Source organism: Prochlorococcus sp. MIT 1011 (assembly GCF_047305235.1).
GTDB lineage: Bacteria > Cyanobacteriota > Cyanobacteriia > PCC-6307 > Cyanobiaceae > Prochlorococcus_B.
The window spans coordinates 1204733-1222093 of record NZ_CP138983.1 but is presented as its reverse complement, the minus strand read 5'-3'; the positions used below and the strand labels follow the sequence as shown (position 1 = coordinate 1222093).

Below are 17361 nucleotides of genomic sequence, written 5' to 3'. Positions count from 1 at the left end.
TTTCTTGACTGCGACGCAATGGACTCGTTATTTATACATTTTTTTAATGTTTAGTTTCAGCTCTTTTCCCCAAGTGGTTTCCACAGCTAGTGAAGAGTTTTCCACTAAAAAATTCTAAAACCCTAGCTTTAGCGATGAACTTGTGGGATTTATTAGAAATTTTAATAGTAATTTACACTTAGTGACCTTGGAGGGATAAAACTTTTTCTTTTGATTAACTTTATCGAGAAGTCTTGCTATTAAGTGAGTCTAGTCATGTCTCATTTTTGTTGTATAGCTTTTCTTTATCTTTGACGTTTTGCTGAAAATTTAAGATCCTTATCTCATAGAAATTGAACATTTTAAAAGGAAATGGAGTTTAATCAAATTGAAGCTCGTATTGAGGGAATAGAAACCGACGAGGTTAGATGTTGTGAAAATGATTTGGATCTTATGTCGATAAGTCTTGAGGCTGAGGTGCCTGAAGCTCTATACGTCGGTATGAAGGATTTTATTAGTGGAAACGAGAAATGGGATCAATCCAAGCTTATTAGCTCAGCTATTGCAAATTTTCTTTTTCAAAATGGTTCTGATGATAGGGCAGTTGCAGAGAAATACTTAAATGATATTTTTAACCTTTAAAGTCAATAATTGCCTTTTCACAAGCTCTTTTAGTTATTGCCATCATTGTTAAGGTTGGGCTTTGCCAAGATGAAGTTGGCCAACAAGCCCCATCAACAACCAATACATTGCTACATTCCCATACGCGATTCCAATTGTCTACAACGCTATTTTCTTTATTATTTCCCATTGGTGCTCCTCCTACCTCATGTATGTAATAACCAGGTGGTGGAGCATCGTTTCTTATGGCAACAGATTTATTTAGAATTTTTTTTGTAAATGGAATATTTAGGATTTCATTTGCTGGAATAATAGTTCCATTTCCAGAATTGATAATCAGTTCAATCATTCTGTTCATTTCTCTGACCATTTGGTGTTCATTTTCACGCCAAACTATGGATATGTGTGGGATAGAAATATCGTATTGATCTGTGTTCTTTGAGAGAGAAACAGTGTTTTTATTATTTGGAAGTACCTCTCCATGACCGATAAGGAATCCCGTTTTCGTATCTTTGTATTTTTTTAAGAAATCTGGTGGTTCAAATCTATCTATTCCTCCCCAAATCCCATATCCTCCAACAAAGTTATATTTACTTGATCGGTCTCTGCCAATGGGAATAAAGAAGCTGCCTGCTCCTGTTAAAAGACTTTTATTATCTTTATTAGAATAATTAGTTAGGTTCTTATCGATTGGGACAGTAAAAAACCTACATGTTGATATGTGGTCCATTAAGTTCCTTCCCAGTGATTGGGAGGGATCGATTAGACCATTTGGATTATTTTTTTCTTCTGAACTTAGTAGAATTCTAATCGTTTGGATTGTTGATGAACATAATATTATTAATTTACTTTCTATTTCACTTCTTTCTCCAGTGCATTGGTTGACTATAATAATACTTTTTGCAGCATTTCTGTTCTTATTCAATACTAATTTTTCTACAATATGATTTGATAGCATTTCTACTTTTCCTAATCTAATTGCTTCTTTTAATGTGCTTCCTAAGCTACTAGATCTGGGCCATATTGTTTTATCTTTATTAGCCCCAAAGCCTCTGGAATGTATAAATGGAAGATTTAATTTTTCTTTTACATTGGAGGCGAACTTTTCTTCACTTTCTGTGAATGGGATTCTGCCAATATATTCACCATTCGGCAGTTGATTTAGATCGTCTTTGCTACCATATATTTTTAGAAACTTTTCTATATCTGAGTAATGTGATTCAATATCTTTATAACTAATGGGCCATTCCAGGTTGTATTCTTTTTCTTTTGAGGCTTCAAAATCTTCTTTGGCTAATCTTAAAGTTATTCCACCCCAGGTCAGGCTTCTTCCCCCAACTTGATTCCCTTGAGTCCACATAAATGGGGCCTTTGGTGGGTGTGTGTAAGGATTTGCTTTCTTGTTTGCGTACAATAACGGATTTGATTTCCAGAACCCTGGATGTTGTGGTTGATTTTGATAATTACCAGTTGTAACTCCTATTAGTCTACGAATCATATTGCATGGCTCTGTTCCATTTGCTCTATTTATTTCAAGCTCAGGTCCTCTTTCAATTACTAATACTCTTACGCCTGCCTTAGCCATTGTTAGAGCAGCCATCCCTCCTGTTGCTCCAGAACCAACAATGATTGCTTCATATGGCTTGTTAATCATTTCTAGTAAATTGGATATTTAAGGTTTTGTAAGATTAAGTAAGTACTATATTTTAATATATAAAATATATATTAAAATATAGTAATGTTTCATAGCTAGTTAGGAAAATTTATTAATTTATATCGTTATTCCTAGCTCTTTTGAAACAGCAGCATTGAATATTCTTGTTAGTCGATTTCCAAATTCAAAGTTTAATTGTTTATTTATTTTTAATTTGTTTCGAATTCTCAGAAGAGAGTATAGTTATGTTTGCTTTAGATCTAAATATATATTGAATTCAATATTCAACTTTTATACCCATTCTGAATTAAAATATAATCATTAGTAGATATTAGAAAGTTATGTTTAAACATCTTCTTCTTTTTGTAAGCGCGATCCTATTTTTCTTTTATTCTCTTCCAACTTATGCTGCTTTGGACTATGGGAAGCAAACCTTGATAGGAGCTGATTTCTCTAACACTGATTTAAAAGGTGCTACTTTCTATTTAAGTGATCTCCAAGATGCAGACTTTTCAGGCAGTGATCTTCAAGGAGCTAGTTTTTTTGATGCAAAGCTTGAAAATGCCAATCTAAGTAATACAAACATGAGAGATGTAACTATGGATGCGGCTATACTTAACGGTGCAAACCTTTCAAATAGCATATTAGAAGGTGCTTTCGCTTACAATGCCAAATTCGAAAATGTTGTTATTGATGGTGCCGATTTTACTGATGTATTGATTGCTAATGATGTTAAAAAGAAGTTATGTATTATCGCAGATGGGACAAATAGCTTCACTAATAAAAAAACAAGTGAAACATTAGATTGTTAGCAAATAGTAGTTACTTAAGAAAGATCATAAATATATTATCAGGATTTTAGTTTTTTTAATAAATCATCTTTTAAGATTTTATATCTATGTAATGCACTTACATAATTTAAAAGAGGTTTATATTCAATTTTAATAATATAATTAATATTTAGGCGATAAATATTTTTCGGTTTATAAAATTATTTCTCTAGATTTTGATTATTACTTTTGAAATGCTTTATTCCAGCAATGAGATGCTATGCCAAGAGACATTAGCACCTCAAAAATCTCTTGATCATTTCGTATTTGACTTATTGTAGATGCCTGAGAGATATCAAAATAGAAATAAAATAAAGCTACGAAAAGGAAATATAGACTATACCTTTTTTCAGGGAAAGCATCAATAGAGGGCCAAGCTCTCCATCCAATCCAACCAAGAAAGAGACAAGAAATTTCGAAAGATGGGTCTAAAAGATAATGATGAAAAAAGTGAATATTATGTATGCTAGTTTCTCCTTGACTATTTATTGCTCTTATAGAATCCAGTCCTATCCCGGTTATACGCTCTCCCCAACTTATCTCTTCTCCAGCGACAAAGAAACAAATCAAAGCCAAAATCAACCATGCCATCCATTTTTTATTAATTCCTATTCTTCTGCGTTTAAAAAGAATTATACTTGAACATATAAAACCTATAAAATATCCAATAAATTGTATCCATTCCAAAGGGCCATCTTCGCTTCTAAACCAATCAAACCAACTCATTCCTACTATGTCTCTACCATAAGGAAATATATATATAAAACCGTAAATAGATAATAGATAAATAACAGGGAAAATATCTACAGCTGGATCAATACTTCCCCAACTTGTGTAAATAACTTTTGGCTTAAAAGGAGTGAATGGATTAAGGTGCTTAAGAATAGAGATCATATTAGATTAAAGATAATATAAACCTTATTATAAATTCTTAATCACTCTTATACGGTATATAACTTATTTGTCATTTATAAACAGATAAGTTATTTCTAATATATAGTTTTATTTTTTTGTTTTGAGCCTAGTATTGAATTGTTAGCTTTTCAAGCATAGTAGTTTTTAATTGTCAAAAATCCTTTTTCTAAGTAATGGTCATGGAGAAGACCTCTCAGGGTCTCTTATGGGTAATGCATTTAAAAAGCTTGGACATGAAGTAAACGCCTTACCTTTAGTTGGCCATGGTGAAGCTTACTTAAATGCAGGTCTAAAAGTCCTTGGAAAGACTAATTCATTTAGTACAGGTGGGATGGGCTATACAAGCCTAAGAGGTCGAATTCTTGAGTTGATTCAAGGCCAGATAATTTATCTAATAAAACGTATTTACCTTTTATTTTCGATTTCTTCTAAATATGACTTTTTAGTTGTAGTTGGGGATGTGCTCCCTATTACAGTTGCATGGTTAACTGGATTGCCAGTAGCAACTTATCTCGTAGCATATTCAAGTCACTATGAAGGAAAATTAAAATTACCTTGGCCTTGTTCTATTTGTTTATCTAACGATAAGTTTTTTAAAATTTTCACGAGAGATAAGCTTAGTGCTTATGATTTAAAAAAACAAATATTTGGCAAAGTTGAATTTATTGGTAATCCTTTTATGGATCCATTTATAACTAAACATCAAAGTCTTCCAAAACATAATAAGCGTTTGGGAATATTGCCTGGCAGCAGAATGCCCGAGGTGGGAGATAATTTATGTCTAATACTTCGAGTTATCGATTATATTTCGAATCTAAGATATGAAGATTATGATATAAGTTTTGATGTTGCATTGGTTTCTTCATTAAATGACTCTCTTTTGAAAAATATTATTACTCCCTATGGATGGAAATTGTGTTATCGATCTAAAAAAGATCATCCATTAAAATTAATTAAAAATAATGTCGTTGTTAATATTTATAGGAATTCATTTGTAAAAGTTGTTCAAAGTAGCAATGTTTTAATTAGTATGGCTGGAACTGCTACTGAGCAAGCAGTACTTCTTGGAAAGTTAGTTATTCAAATAGAAGGGAAAGGTCCACAATTTACTGCCACTTTTGCTGAAGCACAGAGAAGATTATTAGGCACTAAAATATTTTGTGCTAATGGCTCCGTTCTACAGAAAAAATATATGATTGAAACCTGTAAATTGATTCTTGATTTATTAGATAGTAGCTCTCAAGATTTCTTTTTTAATGAGAAAGATAATAAATTAATTTCAGAAGAAAAGATCATTGAAAGAGTATCAGAAACTATGGCTAAGTCAATAACAGATTCTTTTTTTAATTATTAAAATATAAGTTCTAATTAAAATTTTTTCTTTTTAAATTAATATGGTATTGCTAATATCTTTCGGGATCGTATTGTGTCCAAGAAGATTTTAAATTATATTCTTTTTTAAACTTTTCAGCTATCTCTTGCAACCTTAATATGTCCACTCGCCATACATTGTAAATACCAAATCTACGCAATTCTTTTGGTTTAAGTAATTTCCAATGACTTAATTTTGCAGTTGCATTATCTATTAGAATTAATACACTATTTGAGCCTTGATGACTTCCGATTTGATGACCTTCCCACCCGATTCTTTTCTCAATAGCCAATCTTTCTGATAAATTAATAATATTAACATTTGTGTTAGATTCATATAAAATTACTTTATTTGTATAAAAGTGAACAGATGGTTTTTTTATGCCCACCATCGCTATCGATTCATTAGACTTCCTTGAGTTAATTATAAACTTTGAGGCTTCTCGTAATGGCAATTGTCTATTGATGTCGATTAATCCAAATAGAGGATTGATGGCTAATAATTGAAAGAATATAATTGGAATCTGAAATATCAATAAATTAATTTTAGATGATGTCTTTGAAGCAATACCTATAAAGGAAGCAAATAATAAACAAATACCTCCTCTTTTTAATATTCCACTGCTAAGAAGTTGGTTTGATAAATTGTTCATTTCATTATCATTAATTGTATTGAGGAAACTTAAATCAGGTATGAAAATCGGCAATAAAAAAATAAAAGCGATCAAAAATATAAATAAAATAGATAACCACCAGCAGATATTATATAATCTACTTTTCTTGTTTTCTTGATTAATCTCATAATTTTCAACCTGCCCTATAATTATGGCAGCTGCAGGTATTGCAGGAAGCCAATAACTTGGAAGTTTAGTACCCGATAAAGTAAAGAATATAAAGACGGATAAGAGCCAAGATATTGAGAAAACCAATAAAGAATTTGAGGGTTTAAGAGTTCTCTTAGGGAAATTTCTTGTTATCTCTTTAGAACCTTTTATCAGCCCTAGAATTAACAGAGGAGTAAACGGTAAGGAAGCTATTATTGACATTAAGACAAAAAAGAATATACCTTCTTGATGTGAATTTACAATACTTGTGTATCTTTGAAAATTGTGATATCCAAAAAAACTTTTAAGAAATAAATTTCCTTCTAAAATATATTCAATGATGAACCATGGCATACTTATACCCATCGCAATTAAAATTCCATACACAGGCTTTATGTGTCGTCTTATTCGATCAAAATCATTTTGAAATAGACCAAAAATAAATAGTGAAAACATCATCAAAACAATTGCTACTGGACCTTTTGCAAGTATTGATAAGCCTAAAACTATCCATGCATATACCCATGAATTTGGTCTAGGTTTTACATAACAACGCCATTGCAAAAGCATACTTAAACCAAATGTCCCGCAGAGTAAAGCATCTGATACTGCTGTACGACTCCATATCATGACAAAAGGAGAAAGAGCAAAGGAAAGTGCAGTTACAACTGCAGTTCTTCTTTGATTATTGTTTTTCTTTTGAGGCCATCTCAATAATGTTTCTCCTAGAATTGTCATCAATAAAAGAGAAGATATGGCCGAGGGAAAGCGAGCTGAAAAAGAACCTAAAGGATCCCATGATGATTGATTAGGTATTGAATAAATTAAACCCATTAACCAATAAATTAATGGCGGTTTATCAAATCTTGGTATTCCGTTCGAAATGGGTGTTAGCCAATTGCCAGTAACACTCATTGATCGTCCTGCTGCAGCAAATTTTGCAGGTGTTTCGTCTATTAATCCAGAAGCCCCAAGCCCCCAAAAGAAAAGGATTATTCCAGCAAATGCTATAAAAATGAGACTTACGAAGTCACGTTTACTAAAAGAAAACACTTAAATTTTACTGATCCTCTTTTATATTAATAACCAATTTTAGATTCATTTTTTAAAAGTAATAAAGAACTGGAAATTATCTGTGCTTGAAATTTTATCAAATAGGCCCTCTTAATCATATAACCACTTAAAGAATTTGGAACTATTGCTTCGAAATAACTTTCCACTTGTGTAGATCGAAATTATGTTAATATTAGAGTCTGGTATTATTGGACATTTCCGTTTGATGACCGAAAATGCTAATAAAAAACAAAATTATTTGTTAAAGTTTTAGAAACTATGGGAAAATAAAATAATCAATAACTTAATGATATAAATAAATATTTTTTAGAGTTTAAAGTTGATCTCTTTCAAATGTCTTAGTGATCTCTTTTAAAAATTCTACTATTTGAACATTTGTATAGCCAAGCTCAGTTCTCAGCCCTTTGCAAGATGAGGTGATTTCTTTCCAAATGTCTGCTCTTACGATAGCTTCTCTGTCTTTTAGGTAGCGCTCTTCTCTCATTTTGATTTGATTGAGTGATGTATGGCTTTCTGAGTTGTATTAAGAAAAATAATCTAATAAATATTTGAGATTACTAGATTATTTAGATCTATATAAGATCAATTTCTTAAAAATCAAAAAAGTAATTTCGGCAATACACTAACGAAAAAATAAAAAAATCATGGACAGTTTATAATTCTTGTCGATATTTAATATTTGTTTTTCTTATGTTAAGAGTCTTAAAAATAAATAAATTTAAAGATTGCATGCTTTTGAGCCCCATTCCTTTGAAGCCTAAAACTTGCCGTATAAATAAGAGCTTTTTCTTTATCCTATGAATGTATAAAACAATAATGAGAAAGATATAATCTCCCCCACTCTCCATATAAGAACGGAGAGTGGGGGATTCGAACCCCCGATGGAGTTGCCCCCATGCTAGTTTTCAAGACTAGAGCCATAAACCACTCGACCAACTCTCCACCTAAAATTTTACATCATTAGCTTAGGATTTTTACAAGTAAATTTTGAAAAAAGCAAAAATCTATAAGTTGAAAATATAGTCAATGCAATCGTTTTTGGGAAAACTAATTGAATTGTGGAATAGGCGAGAATTGGGTATTTGATCGTTAAGAGCGTGATGCCTGACTAACTAGATCAAATAGAAAGTGTATGTGAACCTTTTGAGCTAATAACAAAATGAACTCGGCTAATTACTGCTTTAAAAAGTATTTTCGCCAGAAGTAGATATTTTAGGCATTTCTAATACACAATTCCATCCTGTTCTATCTGAGCGGTTCACTCAACTACTCAGATAGAACAGGATGGATTCACCAGCCAGAGATGATTCAAAATATAACTAAACGAATATAAGAATAGTTGATATTCCTCCATATAAAAACCGACAAGAACATCCTCAATGGGACATAATTCCTTATAAGAACAGATGAGATCTTTGCTGTTAAAAATTTGATTAAATAAATGAGCAAAGACAACACCTTTAAATAGTTCGTTCTTACCTACCTAGCAATTCCAATATTTCTCATAATTGCCGTCTATGGATATTTAATTCTTAAGTAATGGATGATTATCAAATAGCCGTATTATTTTCAATTCTCATTTTAGTTCCATTTGCAGGCGGTTGAATATCTGGCATGGTGAAGAAACTTCAGAAGATGGCTAGCAGAAGCAATGTTGAAGCAATTTAAAAATCTGTTTCCATTTATCTCTGCGATTGGAGTTTTCTTCTTGGCTAGTAATTCGCCAATGTGGAATGAAATGAATCAACCCAACTCAGTCGAAAACGGAATCAAATCTTTCCCTGTAGAGAGTTTTAAATAGTTGATCTAAAAATGGATTTTCAGCTTTTGTTCTTCTACTAGTTTTGATCCTGCAAAGATCGCAATTGTCCTTTTTGGGAATGGTGAAAGGAGTAAAGAGTTTCATAAGCCCTGCTTGCTACACCTTTCGTTTACTCCTCCTATTGATAAGAAGGGAGTAGGAAAGCACTACCTCAACCGAACATCGGTAATAGAAAAAATTTTTTACTCTTAAATGTCATCGAGTTGAGTGCTCAAACCTTTTTAAACCTAAGTTTTTATTGCATATCACAATAGAAATTATGAAAATTTTTGCAACTTCACTTTGTGCATTGGTTTGATTACTATTAATTCTTTTAATTCAGTTTTAGAGAGAAACTCTTGGATTAGACCTTTAAAAAATTTCAGAACCTATAGATTCTCTAACTGCGGAAATATCAATGATGTTATTTGTGCAATAATTTCAGACATTGGTAATTCACATTCATGGCAAGCAACAAGAGCCCACAATCTCGTTTCCTTGGAGACCTTCCAATGGAAGGTGGTATTAGTCAAAAAGAGAAATATCGTTATGTCGCTCACTTGATGTTCTTTATTGGATGTGCTTTGTTTTCCTTTGGGATTTGGGCTTTGTCAGGTTTTACTGCTTCAAGTGGCGCATCAGGACCATTTCCTTTCTAAAAAACGACTTCATAATTGATTCCTGATAATAGACTTAAAGTAAAGATTATTTAACCGACAACTTAGTAATAGTATTTTCTCTATCTTCAATAAGTGTTAGGAGCCATTTTGACCCTAATGCTCTTGATATACTTCTATTTTTTAGCAGTTCGCAAATTCTTTTATAAAGTTTGTCTGATTCAATATTTGAATTGAACCATTTTTCGAACTTAAGAATTTCCTCAGGGTTTTTACAAGCTCTAAGTTGATCGATAAGTGCATCAGTAGTATTTGTGCTACTTATCTTTATTGGTTTATTAGTCGTAGTCATTTAAATTTTAAGAAACACAAGACCTACTTAATAGTTAGCCAACATTTCTGATTTGGACCATTATCTTTAAAACTTCTTTGAAAAGAAAATTATTCTATTAATCCATTTACTATTTATATATACATCAATATATCCGACGGATTCAAGATTATCTGACTTTCCTTAGGAGGGTTTAGCAAGTGGCAGTAAGCATTTATCAGAATCGCACCCAGCTGGTCCAGCTTCAGAAAGTTCCCCTTGATCATATCGACTAAGAGCATCAAAGAAATCACAAGCTTCTCTTCTTTCTATGACCTCTGCTTGCAGCTTTGTATAGCATTCTTCGTTAATAGGTTCAAAAGGAAGTCTAGGGAAGGTTGCATTCGCATCAAATCTTGCCAGCAAAGCGGCCGAAATATAACCTTTATTTTCATCTATTGAGCTATGCAGAGCTTTAGCTAAATCCTCTATCTCATTCTCTCTAAATTCAATTGTGGCAGAGGTATTGTGGTCTGTGTAGTTAGTTTGAACTTGCATATAAAAATCGAATTGTGCTAGAGCTGAGAAGTTATTTATATCTATTTGATCCGCACCAGGTATGTTTGCCCAACTTACTTCAGTCGGAATTTCAACTAGCCACTCAGTACATTTTGGATCAAATGGATTGTCTAGTAGTTTTCCATTCTCATCCTTATCTGACTGAGAAGGAACGATTGTGTAACCATAATCCATGCAAGCTAGAGCGACTGGATCGTTCTTGCGAAAAGTGATTCTTCTTATAAAACGCTGAGCTTTTGGAGGATGCCATCCTGGTGAAGCCCCAGTTAGGAGACTCTTTGTCCCCGCGGGTTGAACTGTTGTACAACGACTTGGACGACGGATATTATGTCTATCACAATAATCAAATACTGTATCGTTGACGATTTTTCTCCATCGACTCAAAAAAGTAGCTTCTTGAGTTTTAAAATCTTGCCCTTCTTTTGTCTCAGGTCGCCCAGCTTCCCACCATTTCAACCAGGGTGTCCCGAATGCATGAACAAAAAAGTCAAAAAGGCCTGTGAAACTTACCCCAACAATGGGATCCCATTCACGACTTTTTCTGTATCGCTCTACTTCGAATCGATGGTTAAGTAGACAAGCAACTGACAAAGCTGCTGCTTTAAAGGCATCTTCTTGTTGATTGATGTCTAATGGATCAATTTGATTAAGATGGATTTCGGCAAGATTACAGTGAAAATCTGAGCCTAAAATTTCACCACAAGGATTAAGTCCATATCTACTGAGTCTGTGAAAAAGTTCTTTATCATCGAATGGACCGTAATTTGATTGAATCCATTTGGAGGCTTCTTCTTTGCCTTGGTCGCAATATATATCTATAAATTCATTCCTTAGTTCTACTGTTGAAAGTATATCTGCGTTAGAACGGGCAATTGCTTCTGGTGCAAATTGAATTGCACCTTCTCCTGAATGAAATTGCTTGATAACGGCTTCGACAAGAACTTTTAATTCAGGTTTAGTGTGGTAAACACGAGTATGGTTTGCCATTCTTAAGGCATCCTTTTCTGGATCAATACTCCAATTACCATCTGAGTCTTGCTTCCACAAATTTTCTTTAGCGCCAGCAGCGTCTAAATCTTGCGAAGAAAATTGACGCATACCTGCACTTCTTCTGATATTGCCAGCAACGATCGTGACGGCAGCTTCGTCTATGAGGAGACAGCACTCAATTGAGGTTAGTTTTCTTCCCCTTGCTTTATTTAAAAGATTTGCCACACGAGGGTATAAATCTTTTAATTTGACTGGGTTCGCCATGCCTCCGAAACCTTTAAGTGATTCACCTGCTGGTCTTACATCTTTTAAATCAATAGATACATTAATGACTTTGGAATTGAAACTATTGTCACTACTTAATTCAAGGATTTTTTGATAGCTATCAACCCATCCACGTCTACTATCTCCTACTTTTATAAGTACATTATTCTCTTGGATAGAGAATGTAGTTTTTTCATTTCTTTCTCCAGAGGGAGTCAACCCAATATCGGAAACACTTTCAATATTTATTGTATTGATAACCTCTGGCAGCTTATCAATTAAGTGAGGTTCAATTATTGCGCCAGTTCCGCAACCCATCATGGCTAAATCCATCATGAGTCCAAAGGCTTGCCAATCAACAAGATTTGTTGAGGTGCAATTGTAGGCTCCAGAAAAATTCTTTTCTTTCTCAATCCATTCTGTTCCTCCTATCCAAAGCCACCTGCCTGAAGGAAGAGCTTTCTTCTCCTGTTGCATTCTTTGCATTAAATTTATTTCTGCCTCGTTTAATCCCCCAAGCTTTTTAAGACCATCAAGGTTTCTTTTATTTACTTGTTCCCAGCTTTCACGACCTGCGGGAAGTTTTCTACTATATGTTCTGTAAAAGACAGGATTAGCTGCAGGTGCAGTTATTGGAAAATCAGTAGTAACATTTTCTTTTCCCGATGCTGAATTATTCGTTTCGGGCTGGCTTGTTGCAATTGTCAAAATCTTTGTATCCCTTTGGTAAGTACTACGGTAACGCCATGTATAGCGTTAGCAAGTTTTTTTAACACCATCTACAGGGCTCCAAGGAAAGAATCAATTTTTTTGCTTTTAGTAATGAATAGAACACCTGAACCTGAACTCATGCAAAGCCCTTCTCAGGTAAGGGCTTATGCAGATGCGGATTTCTCTAGAAGCGATTCAATGGTTGTGAAATCACTTGAAAAATATTTAAACAAAGTAGGAAGAACTCTTAATAAAAGTGATTTGATTTTTGATATTGCATGTGGGCCTGGAAATATTGCAGAGAGAGTTTCAAAAAATTGGCCCTTTGTAAAGATTGTGGGAATTGATGGCTCAAAGGAAATGTTAAATGAAGCAGAAAAGAGACTTTCTAAAAGCCTTACGAAGAATCTCTCTTATGAATTGATTGACATTAATTCGATAGCCTCAGATGGTACACATTTTCCTTTTAAGGCTGATGTTCTAGTCAGTAATAGTGCCTTGCATCATTTTCACGATCCTTATTGTTTTTGGGGTGCATTAAAAAAACTTGGTAAAACAAAGTGTATTCATATTCATCGTGATTTAATAAGGCCTGCTTCTGTTGAAAAAGCATTTGAGCTAAAAGAAAAACATCTTTCAAATTCTCCAGAAATTCTAAAAAAGGATTTTTATGCATCTCTCAAAGCATCATTTACAGTTGAGGAAGTATCTCAACAGCTAGTCGATGCAGGCTTATCTCAATTAGAGCTTTTTCAAGTTGATGAGCTTTATTTTGAGATTATTGGGTGTATTTAATCTTTTCTCTCAACAATTGAACAATCAAAAACAATAATGAAATCAACTCCCCAAGACAAAACTAATTTAGATCCAAATTCAGAAGAAGAACTAACGATATCTTTAAGTAAGGAGGTTGGTAAAAGAAGAAATTTTGCGATTATTTCCCATCCTGATGCTGGGAAAACCACTTTGACAGAAAAACTTTTGCTTTACGGCGGAGCTATTCAACAAGCAGGAGCAGTAAAAGCAAGAGGAGAGCAGAGAAAAGTTACTTCTGACTGGATGGAGCTTGAAAAACAAAGAGGCATATCAATCACATCAACTGTCTTACAATTTGCTTATAAAGAAAAGACCATTAATTTATTAGATACCCCTGGTCACCAAGATTTTTCGGAAGATACGTATAGGACACTTGCCGCTGCTGATAATGCTGTGATGCTTGAGGATGCAGCGAAAGGACTTGAACCTCAAACAAGAAAGCTTTTTGAGGTTTGCAGAATGCGTCAAATACCAATTTTTACGTTCATCAATAAAATGGATAGGCCAGGTCAAGAACCTCTGGAATTATTAGATGAGATTGAGTCTGAATTAGGATTATCAACCTTTGCAGTTAATTGGCCAATAGGAAGTGGTGAGCTTTTTAGAGGTGTTGTAGAGCGTGCAACCAAAGAAGTTGTTTTATTTTCTCGAGCGGAAAGAGGAAAGCAATCTGGGGAAATAAGGTTGAAAATTAATGACCCTGAACTTAAAAATTTAGTAGAAGAAGAACTATTGACAAAAGCACTTGAAGAAATTGAGATCCTTGATGAGGCTGGTTGTGACTTAAATCAAGAATTAATATTATCTGGTGAATTAACTCCTGTGTTTTTTGGATCTGCAATGACCAACTTCGGGGTTAGGCCATTTTTAGATAATTTTCTTGAGTTATCTCAGGGACCCGTTGCTCGAAATAGCTTTGATGGACCAATCGTTCCTACAAGAGAATCATTTAGTGGATTTGTATTTAAATTACAAGCAAATATGGATCCAAAACATAGAGATAGAGTCGCCTTCGTGCGGGTATGTAGTGGGAGGTTTAAAAAAGATATGACAGTTCAGCATGCTAGGACGGGTAAACAAATCAGACTCTCTCGTCCCCAAAAAATTTTTGGTCAAGATAGGGCAGTTGTTGATGATGCTTACCCTGGGGATGTCATTGGTTTGAATAATCCAGGGATGTTTTCTATTGGAGATACATTATTCATTGGTCCAAGAGTGGAATTCGAGGGGATCCCATGTTTTAGCCCCGAGATATTTAGTTGGTTAAGAAATCCAAATCCCTCAGCTTTTAAGAACTTTAGGAAAGGGGTCAATGAATTAAGAGAGGAGGGAGCGGTTCAAATTCTTTACGATAAAGATCAAAGCAAAAGAGATCCAATTTTGGCCGCAGTTGGTCAGCTTCAGCTTGAGGTAGTACAACATCGACTTGTCAGTGAATATGGAGTGGAAACCAGGCTTGAACCAATGGGTTATCAAGTCGCCAGATGGGTAAAAGGGGGATGGCCGGCTTTAGATGAGGTTGGAAGAATTTTTAATTGCAAAACGGTTCAGGACGCTTGGCTTAGGCCAGTACTTCTTTTTAAAAATGAATGGAATCTAAATCAGCTAAAAGAAGATCATCCTGAAATGGAATTAAACTCAGTTGCTCCTGTTGTCAGTGGTGTTGATCCTGTTTCCCTCTAAAGTATATTAAAATCTATTTATTAAAGAGAGTTTATAAATCTTTTTTGAAAAATCTATGGAGCCTGGTACTAATTCACAACCAAATTCAAACTCACAAGATCCTTATTTGATACTTGGAGTAAATGAGGGTGCAAGTTTTGATGCTATTCAAGAAGCAAGGGCCAAAAAGTTAATAGAGGCAGGAGATGAACAAATCACAAAAGCAAAGATAGAAGCTGCTTATGATTCGTTGTTAATGGTAAGTCTCAAGTCAAGACAACTTGGTAATGCAAGTAATGAAGCTATAAATGCTTCAAAGAAAGAAAATAAATCCAAGAAAGTTGGTGATATGGGGGCTGGTTCTCTTCTGACTAGGTTGAAAAATTTAAATCTTCCCAAAAACGAGGCATCAGCATCTAATTTTTTACCAAGCTTAGAGTTGCCCTCTGGACAAGAACTAAATATACGGATTTCTTTTGGAATATTGGCTTTTTTGCTCGTTTTAATTGTGCCTTCTGAAAGTGTTGAATTAATACTTTCATTCTCAACAATAGGCTTATTTATTAGTCAGTCTCGAAGAGGTAGACCTTTCTTTTCCTCTATTCTTTGGTGCATACTTCTTCTTAGTATTGGACTTTTATCTGGTGCATTACTTTTGGGTGGTGCTCAGTCATTTATTGATAACGCTGGATCATTGTCTTCAGATAAATTTGAGGCCATACCAGCAGTATTTTTACTTTGGTTAGGAGTGATTTTCCTTGATTGATCCTTTAATCGATTAAAGATGTCAATTCGTCCTTGTTAACAAGATAAACATTTTTGCAGAATTGACATGTAAGTTCTGCTTTCCCATCCTCCTTTACCATGTTCTGAAGCTCTTCTTTTCCTAAAATCTTCAATGCTGATAGGCTTCTCTCTCTTGAGCATCTACATTTAAAACGAACTTCTTGAAATGTGCTAATAATATCTGAATGTGATTGATCAAGGTCAGGAAAAATTTCTTCAATTAGAGAAATAAGGTTAGTTCCTTTTTTGTTTAATAGTTCACTAAAAGAGTTGATTTCTTTACATCTATCTTCAAGTAGGGCTATCAATGAATAGTCTCGTTCTGCTTTGGGTAATATTTGTGCTAAAAGTCCTCCGCTACAAACTATTCCATCCTGATTAATTCTTTCTCCAACAAATACAGCTGATGGAGTTTGTTCAGAATGTAATAAATAGGAAGCGATGTCTTCACCTATCCCTCCATTAATTAATTCAACTGTGCTGTTGTGTGGCTCACCTTTCCCGTCGTCTCTAATAACGTGAAGATAGCCAATACCTGTTGCTTTTTTAAAATCAAATGTATAGTTATTGCTTTTATTTTTAATTAGGTCTAATTCAAGACTTGGATCGCCAACATAACCTCTCACACTTCCATCTCTACCCGCATCAATAGTTAATCCTTTTAGTGGTCCATTTGAGCTTACCCTCAAAGTTACCCTTCCATGATTTACTTTCATTGAGCTTGCAAGCAGGAGGCTTGCACTCATGGCCCTACCTACAATTGCAGAAGTTAAATATGAAAGAGAATGTCTTTCTTTTGCTTCTTTTGTTGATTCTGTTGTTGATACGGCAACTAGCCTGATCCCTCCTTTCGCAGCAGTAGCTCTAACTAGTAAATCTGTCATTGATTAGTTGAATTGATTACTCAGGGATAAGCTGACCATTGTTTAACTCATAATTGTCGGTATTCAAATTTTTAAAAAGTTCGGGTTCATGTGTAACTATTAGGATAGTTTGCTTGTCTTTAAGCTTTGCGAGTAATTCTATAATTCCGTTTCTTACTGACCAATCTAAACCTGCTGTTGGCTCATCCAATAAAAGTACTTTTGGACTTCTTAATAATTGAACAGCAATAGCTAGTCGTCGTTGTTGTCCACCACTAAGAGATTCTGGCGGCTTCTTTAAATCTAAGTTGATCAACCCCACTTTTGTGAGAACGGAAACTAGTTCTTCAGTCGTTAACCTCTTATGTCCAATGCGTAATTCTTGAGCCACCGATAATCCAAGAAAATATCTTTCTGGAAATTGAAAAACCAATCCACATAACCACCTGCGCTGACGTGCATTTAGAGTTTTGTTGAACCATGCTATCTCTCCTTTCTGATATCCAGATATACCGCTAATTATTTCTACTAATGTAGTTTTTCCGCTTCCACTGGGTCCTCTAACTATTGTGATTTTTCCAGCATTTGATTTCAAACACAAATCTTTAAGGATTGGCTTCTCTGCTGTTGAGGGATGGTAATAAATATTTTTTAAACTAAGCATTATTTTTTATTGAGGCTTTGATCAATTAAA

General features: G+C 34.1%; 15 protein-coding genes and 1 tRNA gene. 7 read left to right on the top strand and 9 right to left on the bottom strand.

Going from position 1 to position 17361, the window contains the following annotated elements; genetic code table 11:
- The first annotated feature begins 351 nt into the window (after positions 1-351).
- Entirely contained in the window at positions 352-621 is a 270-nt protein-coding gene (locus SIB75_RS07450) for a DUF2811 domain-containing protein (protein WP_413682658.1), read from the top strand.
- Here the strand turns inward: SIB75_RS07450 and SIB75_RS07445 are convergent.
- Positions 611-2254, bottom strand: a complete 1644-nt coding sequence (locus SIB75_RS07445) for a GMC oxidoreductase (protein ID WP_413682657.1) — start codon at positions 2252-2254, stop codon at positions 611-613. The two genes, SIB75_RS07450 and SIB75_RS07445, sit on opposite strands and share 11 nt — an antisense overlap.
- A 341-nt stretch (positions 2255-2595) precedes the next feature.
- Between SIB75_RS07445 and SIB75_RS07440 the strand changes: the two genes are divergently transcribed.
- On the top strand, positions 2596-3066 hold the full coding sequence (locus tag SIB75_RS07440) for a pentapeptide repeat-containing protein (RefSeq protein WP_413682656.1): 471 nt from the start codon (positions 2596-2598) through the stop codon (positions 3064-3066).
- Positions 3067-3267: 201 nt separating this feature from the next.
- On the opposite strand, the gene SIB75_RS07435 is transcribed toward SIB75_RS07440, so the two are convergent.
- Positions 3268-3978: a pectate lyase gene (locus SIB75_RS07435; protein ID WP_413682655.1), complete on the bottom strand. Its 711-nt coding sequence runs from the start codon at positions 3976-3978 to the stop codon at positions 3268-3270.
- Positions 3979-4147: 169 nt separating this feature from the next.
- On the opposite strand from SIB75_RS07435, the gene SIB75_RS07430 reads away from it, so the two are divergent.
- Positions 4148-5353 (top strand): lipid-A-disaccharide synthase-related protein, encoded by a 1206-nt coding sequence (locus SIB75_RS07430; protein WP_413682654.1) that lies wholly within the window; start codon positions 4148-4150, stop codon positions 5351-5353.
- A gap of 49 nt (positions 5354-5402) precedes the next feature.
- Here the strand turns inward: SIB75_RS07430 and SIB75_RS07425 are convergent, their stop codons facing one another.
- The 3 genes from SIB75_RS07425 to SIB75_RS07415 form a co-directional block, all read right to left on the bottom strand.
- Entirely contained in the window at positions 5403-7247 is a 1845-nt protein-coding gene (locus tag SIB75_RS07425) for an ArnT family glycosyltransferase (protein WP_413682653.1), read from the bottom strand.
- A 334-nt stretch (positions 7248-7581) separates the two neighbouring features.
- Positions 7582-7752 carry a hypothetical protein gene (locus tag SIB75_RS07420; protein ID WP_413390163.1) on the bottom strand — a complete coding sequence of 57 codons (171 nt, stop codon included), beginning with the start codon at positions 7750-7752 and terminating at the stop codon, positions 7582-7584.
- A 371-nt stretch (positions 7753-8123) separates the two neighbouring features.
- A tRNA-Ser gene (locus SIB75_RS07415) sits at positions 8124-8210 on the bottom strand.
- A gap of 1323 nt (positions 8211-9533) precedes the next feature.
- Between SIB75_RS07415 and SIB75_RS07410 the strand changes: the two genes are divergently transcribed.
- A complete protein-coding gene (locus SIB75_RS07410; RefSeq protein WP_011293625.1) occupies positions 9534-9728 on the top strand; it encodes a hypothetical protein in 195 nt (64 codons plus the stop codon).
- A 46-nt stretch (positions 9729-9774) separates the two neighbouring features.
- On the opposite strand, the gene SIB75_RS07405 is transcribed toward SIB75_RS07410, so the two are convergent.
- Together SIB75_RS07405 and nrdJ are read right to left on the bottom strand one after the other, a co-directional pair.
- A complete protein-coding gene (locus tag SIB75_RS07405; protein ID WP_413682652.1) occupies positions 9775-10038 on the bottom strand; it encodes an RNA recognition motif-containing protein in 264 nt (87 codons plus the stop codon).
- A 162-nt stretch (positions 10039-10200) separates the two neighbouring features.
- Positions 10201-12531, bottom strand: a complete 2331-nt coding sequence (gene nrdJ / locus SIB75_RS07400) for a ribonucleoside-triphosphate reductase, adenosylcobalamin-dependent (RefSeq protein WP_413684822.1) — start codon at positions 12529-12531, stop codon at positions 10201-10203.
- 120 nt (positions 12532-12651) lie between these two features.
- Here nrdJ and SIB75_RS07395 point away from each other — a divergent pair, with 120 nt between their 5' ends.
- Genes SIB75_RS07395 through SIB75_RS07385 form a run of 3 tightly spaced genes read left to right on the top strand, consistent with a single transcriptional unit; the run spans position 12652 to position 15784 of the window.
- Positions 12652-13335, top strand: a complete 684-nt coding sequence (locus SIB75_RS07395; RefSeq protein ID WP_413682651.1) for a class I SAM-dependent methyltransferase — start codon at positions 12652-12654, stop codon at positions 13333-13335.
- 36 nt (positions 13336-13371) lie between these two features.
- Positions 13372-15039, top strand: a complete 1668-nt coding sequence (locus SIB75_RS07390) for a peptide chain release factor 3 (RefSeq protein ID WP_413682650.1) — start codon at positions 13372-13374, stop codon at positions 15037-15039.
- A 55-nt stretch (positions 15040-15094) separates the two neighbouring features.
- On the top strand, positions 15095-15784 hold the full coding sequence (locus SIB75_RS07385; RefSeq protein ID WP_413682649.1) for a CPP1-like family protein: 690 nt from the start codon (positions 15095-15097) through the stop codon (positions 15782-15784).
- Between the two features lie 4 nt (positions 15785-15788).
- Here the strand turns inward: SIB75_RS07385 and hslO are convergent, their stop codons facing one another.
- Both hslO and SIB75_RS07375 read right to left on the bottom strand, forming a co-directional pair.
- Positions 15789-16688, bottom strand: a complete 900-nt coding sequence (gene hslO, locus SIB75_RS07380; RefSeq protein ID WP_413682648.1) for an Hsp33 family molecular chaperone HslO — start codon at positions 16686-16688, stop codon at positions 15789-15791.
- Between the two features lie 16 nt (positions 16689-16704).
- On the bottom strand, positions 16705-17331 hold the full coding sequence (locus SIB75_RS07375; protein ID WP_413682647.1) for an ABC transporter ATP-binding protein: 627 nt from the start codon (positions 17329-17331) through the stop codon (positions 16705-16707).
- Positions 17332-17361 lie beyond the last annotated feature (30 nt).

Bases quoted from the DNA above. Each gene is read 5' to 3' on its own strand.
- SIB75_RS07450 (WP_413682658.1), top strand. From the start codon at position 352: ATGGAGTTTAATCAAATTGAAGCTCGTATTGAGGGAATAGAAACCGAC.
- SIB75_RS07445 (WP_413682657.1), bottom strand. From the start codon at position 2,254: ATGATTAACAAGCCATATGAAGCAATCATTGTTGGTTCTGGAGCAACA.
- SIB75_RS07440 (WP_413682656.1), top strand. From the start codon at position 2,596: ATGTTTAAACATCTTCTTCTTTTTGTAAGCGCGATCCTATTTTTCTTT.
- SIB75_RS07435 (WP_413682655.1), bottom strand. From the start codon at position 3,978: ATGATCTCTATTCTTAAGCACCTTAATCCATTCACTCCTTTTAAGCCA.
- SIB75_RS07420 (WP_413390163.1), bottom strand. From the start codon at position 7,752: ATGAGAGAAGAGCGCTACCTAAAAGACAGAGAAGCTATCGTAAGAGCA.
- SIB75_RS07410 (WP_011293625.1), top strand. From the start codon at position 9,534: ATGGCAAGCAACAAGAGCCCACAATCTCGTTTCCTTGGAGACCTTCCA.
- SIB75_RS07405 (WP_413682652.1), bottom strand. From the start codon at position 10,038: ATGACTACGACTAATAAACCAATAAAGATAAGTAGCACAAATACTACT.
- SIB75_RS07395 (WP_413682651.1), top strand. From the start codon at position 12,652: ATGAATAGAACACCTGAACCTGAACTCATGCAAAGCCCTTCTCAGGTA.
- SIB75_RS07390 (WP_413682650.1), top strand. From the start codon at position 13,372: ATGAAATCAACTCCCCAAGACAAAACTAATTTAGATCCAAATTCAGAA.
- SIB75_RS07385 (WP_413682649.1), top strand. From the start codon at position 15,095: ATGGAGCCTGGTACTAATTCACAACCAAATTCAAACTCACAAGATCCT.
- hslO (WP_413682648.1), bottom strand. From the start codon at position 16,688: ATGACAGATTTACTAGTTAGAGCTACTGCTGCGAAAGGAGGGATCAGG.
- SIB75_RS07375 (WP_413682647.1), bottom strand. From the start codon at position 17,331: ATGCTTAGTTTAAAAAATATTTATTACCATCCCTCAACAGCAGAGAAG.